Source organism: Crocosphaera watsonii WH 8501, assembly GCF_000167195.1.
GTDB classification, from domain to species: Bacteria; Cyanobacteriota; Cyanobacteriia; order Cyanobacteriales; family Microcystaceae; genus Crocosphaera; species Crocosphaera watsonii.
This window is the reverse complement of the sequence record NZ_AADV02000244.1, coordinates 1-4,595: the sequence shown is the minus strand read 5'-3', so window position 1 is coordinate 4,595 and position 4,595 is coordinate 1. Positions and strand designations below refer to the sequence as shown.

Below are 4,595 nucleotides of genomic sequence, written 5' to 3'. Positions count from 1 at the left end.
CAAACAGGGCAATCGCATTAAAATCTGAGATGCGTGATCCAGTAAAGATTTTAGAATTTCAGTACAAATGAACGGCGATCGCGAAACCTCTTATGCAGTCAGCTTTTCAAAAATTAAATGCGATTGCCCTGCCCCCCCAAACTGTTTTGATGCGCGAGCGTAAACTCCTAAAAGAGAGAAAACAATCCGATTTTATGCTAATAATAATCAGATTGTCCTTAATCGTTTTATAACTTAAATCATGAGCTTTTTAGCAGTTTATGAATCTCATTTTACCAAACATTTAACACAAACACAGTTCGAGGCTTTTAGAATTTTACTGTGGTTGCTGACAGTACATAAACAGGTTAGAATAGAAAGGTTAGCAGCTTGTTTTCCTTTACCAATCCTTTATCAAAGTCGTCGTAAACATATCCAGAGATTCCTAGTTTTGTCAGCTTTAGCCATTCCCAGATTCTGGTTTCCTGTGATTAAAGCTATTATTTGTAAAGAATTTAAGACTGGCTCTCGTCTGATTATAAGAATTGACCGAACCCAATGGAAAGATAAAAATGTTTTCATGGTTGCTGTTATCTGGAAAAAGCTGGCTTTACCCATCTATTGGACACTTTTAGAGAAAAGAGGAGCCAGCAGATTATCTGAACAACAGGCATTAATTCAACCTGTTCTTTGTCTTCTAAAAAACTATGAGTTAGTCATTCTTGGAGACCGAGAATTCCACAGTGTTAAATTAGCTTATTGGTTGAAACAAAAAAGTAAAAAACAAAAGTTATTCTTCGCTTTTCGTCAGAAACAAGGTACAAACCAGAAAAAAGATGATGAAGATTATCAAACTTTTTCGCAGTTAGGAATGAAACCTGGGATGAAGATGTTTTTAACTGGGGTTTCAGTCACTAAAAATAAAGGGTTTGGAAACTTTAATGTGGGAGCATATTGGAAAAGAAAATACAAGGGCAAACAGGAAAAGAGCCTTGATTTATTCTTACCAACTTAGACAGTTTATCAGAGGTCTTGAAAGTCTATCGAGCCAGGGCAGGTATTGAAGCTATGTTCAAGGATTGTAAGACAGGGGGTTATAATTGGGAGGGAAGTAAAGCCAATAATAAACGACTAAATTCCTTGATTTTATTGATAGCGATCGCTTACACTGCTACTTCTTTAAAAGGCAAAACATTTCGACAAACTAATCAAGGAAAATATATTGCTCGTCTAACTGAAAAATCAAGACGTGACCGAAGACATAGTAATTTTTGGATAGGACTTTATGGCTCTCTTTGGATTCACGCTTGGGAATTTTGCTCTGATTTTATTTCAATTATGATGAGCAATAATCCCCAGAAACTCAACAATTATAAAAAAGGGTTACAAGCCATGTCCATAATAGATAAGACGGCTTAATTCCCCTATTTTATCTTAACATAAAATAACCAGTGGAAGATGATTTATTTTAGATGTAACTATCCAAAATAAACCAATTTTTATTATTTAATAAAAACTAATATTGCCCAAGGGGTTGATTTTGAGCATCAACCCTGTGGGGGGGAGGACGGTGTAACCCTCCTCCCCCCCACACACACGGCAAGAATAATTAGGGTTTGCTGAAAAAGTTTCTCCAAAATTTATGCCACTTTTGACCAAGAATTTTCTAACAAATCAATAAGTTTTAGTACATAAAAATTGTTGAAAGTATAATCAAAATTAATGAAAGGCGGTTTGATGAGTTCCCCTGTTCTATTATTAGTAAATAAGGACAAAAAAAGCGACAAAAACTGCCTCAGAAGTTTAGAAAGATTAACAACTAAAAATGTAATAGCAATAGATGTAATGGAGGTTTCAGGGAGTTTTGTCATCACGAGATTTAGGCTAAATCTTCGTTTAGCTTGTCCAAACTTTCCCTCAATAGCATTACGGAAGCATTCATCGGAGTGGGCCTGTTTCTTTTCTTCTTCACTGACATTTTTCAGAGGTCTTCCTAACTTCGGACCACTGATTCTTATCCCTCTTTCCTTACACCAATTTCTGTTTTCCCTAGTTCGATAAATTTTATCTACATGGACGGATTCGGGATAATAGCCAAACGTTTCTTTATACTTTTCTACTTGTTCTTTTAAATGACAAGATTCATTGAAGTTTTCCCAACTTATTTTGTCTAGAAACACATAGTTATCTACACAGCTTACTGAGAGTTTAGCTCCAAACTCTATTGGTTTTCCTGCTTTTCCCCTCACTATTGGACGAATATGCGGTTGAGTTAAACTTACAATTCTTTGAGGAACACTCTGGGTCTTATTCTTCCACATTGACTGTTGTTGTTCATAAACTTTTTTGATAGTCTCTAGACAATTTTTCTGTCTTTTACTCAGATTTTCCTGGGAAGCCCCAGCTTGAATTAAGTCTTCTATATTTCCTAAATTTTTCTTAAGGTATTTTAACTGTTTCCCGATAGCTTTTCTTCTTTCTTGATAAGATACTTTTCGTTTTTTAGCTACTTTTAAGTATTCCTTTCTAGCAATTTTTCTAGAAGTTCTCGGCTTTTTTCTCAATTTTACTCTTAATGGTTTATAAAGATTATCTATTATTCTTTCTGTCTCAATTCTGGCTTGATTTAATATGCCTAAATCCGTTGGGTATTTGATGTCTGCTGGCGCACAAGTCGCATCTAAAATTAGTTTACCTTTATTTTTTATTTTTTCTCCTTTTTCTTGGAGACAATCCTTTTTTTTTACTTCTTTATCACTCTTGTCTATTTCCCTTTTTACTATTTTTTTATTGATTTTGTTTATCAATTCTCCATCAATTCTTTTCCTAAAATGAACTAGCATTGAAGATTCCAGTGGTGGCTCTTGTTGATAACAATTTAAACCTATAAAGTATTGTAGATAGGGATTTTCTCTAATCTGTTCTATAGTTTCTCTATCACTTGTTCCTAATTTTTCCTTAATAATTAATGTCCCTAATGCCATTCTAAATAGTTTGGCTGGCGCACCTTTTTCTGCTGAAAAAAGTTTAGCATATTCTTCCTCAAAATCATCCCAAGGTATCAACTCTGCCATGATTACCCAACGATTATTGGGGGACAATTTGCCCTCGAAAGGGAATTCAAATTTTTCTGGGGGCGGTAAAGGTTGCTCCTCTTTTCGATACATTTGTTCTTGACCAACAACTGGGAGGTGTTTCTACCAATTATAGCGGTTTGTAGCCGACAAAGCTGATCTTTTTTGCGATCGCGAATATGGGTGTAACCTTTTAAAGAATAGGGTTTTGCTTTTATTCAGCAAACCCTATTTAGTCCTTTAGGACAAGAAAGATAGTCATCATCAAGGCTAAAGCCTTGACTACCTACTTTTCTATTTTCTATTGTTTATTTTAGTGTTGTTAGTGCATGGGAAATTATTATTAAAGTAAGTTAAAATGTATGTTAGTGTTCACGAAATTATACTATGTCTCCTGAACTAACTGAACCCCTTGTCGGACAAACTTCCACCGAAACCGAAGATTGGTGGGAACAAAATAAACCCCCCACAGATTTAATTTTTGACGATGGAGAACCCTTGGAAAGTAATCGTCACCGTGTCAGTATCAATCTACTCTGCGATTCTTTGTTAGAAGTTTATCGCGATCGCACTGACTTTTTCACAGGGGGAAATATGTTTATTTATTTCAGCCGAGAACAGGTCAAAAATAAAGATTTCAAAGGCCCCGATTTTTTTGCTGTCCTTGATGTAGATGGTAGCTATACCCGACAAGGATGGGTAGTTTGGGATGAAGGGGGACGCTATCCCGATGTCATTATTGAATTAATGTCACCCAGTACCGCCAAGATAGATGTAACAACGAAAAAAGACCTCTATGAAAGAACATTTAAAACCGCTGACTATTTTGTTTATAATCCCTTTGATGCTAATTCTTTGCGAGGTTGGCATTTAGAATCATCGGGAAATTATGAAGACATAGTAGCCAATGAAAAAGGATGGTTATGGTGTCAGAAATTAAACCTATGGGTGGGAGTTTGGCAAGGAGAAATTAACCGAGATTTTGCCCCTTGGTTAAGGTTTTATGACACCGAAGAAAATTTAGTTCTATTGCCCAAAGAAGCTGAACGAAAACGGGCAGATAATGAACAACAACGGGCAGATAATGAACGAAAACGGGCAGAACGTTTAGCGGCTAAACTGAGAGAATTGGGAGAAGATCCTGATAGTATATGATAATTCCTTACTTTACTTTGATGGTGGAATACCCTTCAAGGAGATCAACGCATCTATGACGAATTTAGCCACAGGGGCCGCTACGGTTGAGCCATAAGTATTAGCCCCTTGGGGTTCATCTACCAGCACTAAAAACACATATTTAGGGGATTCTACGGGGCAAATAGAGACAAACTGGTAATCTTAGCATTGGGCAAGTAACCGCCCTAGGCCTTGGTTTTGTGCGGTCCTGTTTCCCCCCATACATAATTTCCGGTTTGCTGTGACCTTTTCACATTGTGGTTTATCCCACGTTGATGCTTTGGGGACATCGCTCGAGGTATTAGCGCCGGTGGTCCTCCTCCTTACTTTACAGTGGGCCCATTCCCTGGCTGCCCGGGGCCACTC

2 protein-coding genes and 2 pseudogenes are annotated in these 4,595 nt (G+C 36.9%); 2 read left to right on the top strand and 2 right to left on the bottom strand.

Annotated features, from left to right (window positions below; all coding sequences use genetic code 11):
- Window positions 1-241 precede the first annotated feature (241 nt).
- Window positions 242-1,398 (top strand): annotated as a pseudogene (locus tag CWATDRAFT_RS29920) (IS4 family transposase).
- Window positions 1,399-1,619: 221 nt separating this feature from the next.
- Here the strand turns inward: CWATDRAFT_RS29920 and CWATDRAFT_RS29915 are convergent.
- Window positions 1,620-3,146 carry an IS5-like element ISCwa2 family transposase gene (locus tag CWATDRAFT_RS29915; RefSeq protein WP_007308465.1) on the bottom strand — a complete coding sequence of 509 codons (1,527 nt, stop codon included), beginning with the start codon at window positions 3,144-3,146 and terminating at the stop codon, window positions 1,620-1,622.
- A 294-nt stretch (window positions 3,147-3,440) separates the two neighbouring features.
- On the opposite strand from CWATDRAFT_RS29915, the gene CWATDRAFT_RS29910 reads away from it, so the two are divergent.
- On the top strand, window positions 3,441-4,208 hold the full coding sequence (locus tag CWATDRAFT_RS29910; RefSeq protein WP_007308468.1) for a Uma2 family endonuclease: 768 nt from the start codon (window positions 3,441-3,443) through the stop codon (window positions 4,206-4,208).
- A 12-nt stretch (window positions 4,209-4,220) separates the two neighbouring features.
- Here the strand turns inward: CWATDRAFT_RS29910 and CWATDRAFT_RS40785 are convergent.
- Window positions 4,221-4,414 (bottom strand): annotated as a pseudogene (locus tag CWATDRAFT_RS40785) (penicillin-binding transpeptidase domain-containing protein); the annotation flags it as partial.
- Between the last annotated feature and the right edge of the window lie 181 nt (window positions 4,415-4,595).

What these genes read in the sequence shown, in the direction of transcription:
- CWATDRAFT_RS29915 (WP_007308465.1), bottom strand. Translation starts at nt 3,146, where the DNA reads ATGTATCGAAAAGAGGAGCAACCTTTACCGCCCCCAGAAAAATTTGAA.
- CWATDRAFT_RS29910 (WP_007308468.1), top strand. Translation starts at nt 3,441, where the DNA reads ATGTCTCCTGAACTAACTGAACCCCTTGTCGGACAAACTTCCACCGAA.